This is a genomic window from Erythrobacter sp. CCH5-A1 (assembly GCF_001557115.1).
GTDB lineage: Bacteria > Pseudomonadota > Alphaproteobacteria > Sphingomonadales > Sphingomonadaceae > Erythrobacter.
Genome location: NZ_LSKQ01000288.1, coordinates 1 through 2,162, shown reverse-complemented (window position 1 = coordinate 2,162; position 2,162 = coordinate 1). Strand labels below are relative to the sequence as shown.

General features: G+C 62.8%; 2 protein-coding genes and 1 pseudogene. 2 read left to right on the top strand and 1 reads right to left on the bottom strand.

What is annotated here, in order from left to right; genetic code table 11:
• Positions 1-724 (top strand): annotated as a pseudogene (locus AX708_RS17805) (cobyric acid synthase CobQ); the annotation flags it as partial.
• Positions 721-1,236: a bifunctional adenosylcobinamide kinase/adenosylcobinamide-phosphate guanylyltransferase gene (gene cobU / locus AX708_RS17800; RefSeq protein ID WP_060977816.1), complete on the top strand. Its 516-nt coding sequence runs from the start codon at positions 721-723 to the stop codon at positions 1,234-1,236. The pseudogene AX708_RS17805 and the gene cobU, both read left to right, overlap by 4 nt.
• A gap of 466 nt (positions 1,237-1,702) precedes the next feature.
• Here cobU and AX708_RS17795 read toward each other — a convergent pair.
• Positions 1,703-2,162, bottom strand: a 460-nt coding sequence (locus AX708_RS17795; protein ID WP_156454596.1) for a tyrosine-type recombinase/integrase, incomplete at its 5' end; no start/stop codon positions are given.

The window sequence follows — 2,162 nt, the reverse complement described above, 5'->3', positions numbered from 1 at the left end:
GGGCGGGCGCAAGCTGATTGCCTGCCCGATCCTGCCGCGCATCTCCAATTTCGATGACCTCGATCCGCTGAAACTCGAAGAGGGTGTCGAACTGCGCATGGTCCCGCCCGGCCAGCCGATCCCGGTGGAGGCTGCACTGATCATCCTGCCCGGATCGAAGGCGACCATCGCCGATCTGGCCGCGCTGCGCGCAGAGGGCTGGGACATCGATATTCTGGCACATCACCGGCGCGGCGGGCTGATCCTGGGGCTTTGCGGCGGTTACCAGATGCTCGGCAGACACATCGCCGATCCTGATGGGCTTGAAGGTTCGGCCAGCACCTCAAGCGGCCTTGGCCTGCTGGATGTCGAAACGACCTTGCACGCCCACAAGGCGTTGCGCCCGGTCAGCGGGCTGGCGATGGGCGCGCCTTTTCAGGGGTATGAAATGCACATGGGGCAAACCAGCGGGCCGGATATGCAGCGGCCCTTCGCCGTGTTCGCTGATGGCCTCCGCGATGGCGCAATAAATGCGGGCGGAACGGTGTTTGGTTCCTATGTCCACGGCCTGCTGGCTGATGCGGAGCTGCGCCGCGCGCTGCTGTCGCGCATGGATGCAGAAGCCGGGGGCGTGGACTATGGCGCCTCTGTCGAGGTGGCACTGGACGAGATCGGAGCCGCGCTGGAGGAGCATCTCGACATCGATGCACTGGTGGCGCTGGCGATGGCAGGAGGCAGGGCGTGAGCAACTTGCTGGTGCTGGGCGGGGCGCGTTCTGGGAAGAGCCGCTTTGCCCAAGGCCGGGCCGAAGTCCTGACAGGTGAACTGGTCTATCTGGCGACAGCCCAGGCCTTCGATGACGAGATGCGCGAGCGGATCGCGCTGCACCGCGCCGATCGCGGTCCGCGCTGGTCAACCGTCGAGGCCCCGCTGGAACTGGCGGACGCGATCACGGCATATAGCACGCCGGGAACGGTGGTGCTGGTGGATTGCCTGACGCTTTGGGCTTCGAACCTGTTGGTGGCGGAACGCGATACGGCTGCCGCCACTGAAGGGCTGGTGCGCGCGCTTTCAGCCGCACGGGGGCCGGTCATTCTGGTCGCCAACGAAGTGGGTCTGGGCATTGTACCCGACAACGCCCTTGCCAGAAGATTTCGCGATATTGCAGGCAAGATCAATCAGGAAATAGCGGCAGTGGTTGAAGAGGCAGTCATAATGTTCGCCGGCCTTCCCTTGACGCTGAAACCTAAAGGATGAGCGGCTAGCCATACCACTTGCCACTTTGCAACTCGTGGGGGCAGGTGGTATGGAGCAAAGTAAGATCCAGCGTGTCGGGGACGCCGCCGGCCATCATTGTGGTGCACAGCTTCCACTAGACGATGTAGCGGGAATAACGGTGTCTGCGGCTCGCTGATTAGCGAGTACGCCTTCGGACGCGGGGATCCCCGACCGCAGAGGTAATCGCCGAAGTACGCCAGTGCTCGACTGTCGACCGTTTTCGACAGCCTGGCCCGTTTTTTGTCCCGGCGTTGACACCTGAGCCGGAAACCTTTTGCCCTAGACCCCCATCCGCCCCATCTCACGCTAGCTAAGGCGGGTTGCGGCGAAGCCTGCCGTTTGAGCGGCGCACGTCGAACGGCAGCATTGTTCCACTTGAAGGCATTGCGCAACAGTGCCAGTCGTCGTGGGAAAAGAATACTTCCCAAGGATTCCGACACTGCCGTTACAGAAAGCTCTCGCCGGCATGGTTGTCGAACAGCGCTGCATCGCGGACATAGCCAAGCAGCACCTCGACCTTCTTCTGCCGCGATACCTCCTGCATCTTCGGCAATGAGGCCCCCGCCTTGGCTGCCTCGGTCAGGAACCCTGAGCGCAGTGAGTGCGCACCGACTGCTGCAGGGTCGATTCCAACCTTTTCGGCATAGCGCTGGATCATCCGGGCAACCGAGCGATCAGACATCGGCTCTTTTGTCATCAATCCTTGTGCGTCGGTGCGGAAGAACAGGGGACCTGCCCCCCCTCCCCTGACGCTGAGCCATTCGTTGAGCCGCGCGCCGGGCTTGAGCACTTTGCCCGAAGGCACTGCGATCACCTGCCCTTCCCCTTCCTGATCGGTTTTCGAGTGCCTGATCGTCAGCTTGAGCCCCTCGCGCACCAGTTCGAGGTCAGCCAGCTGTAGCGCG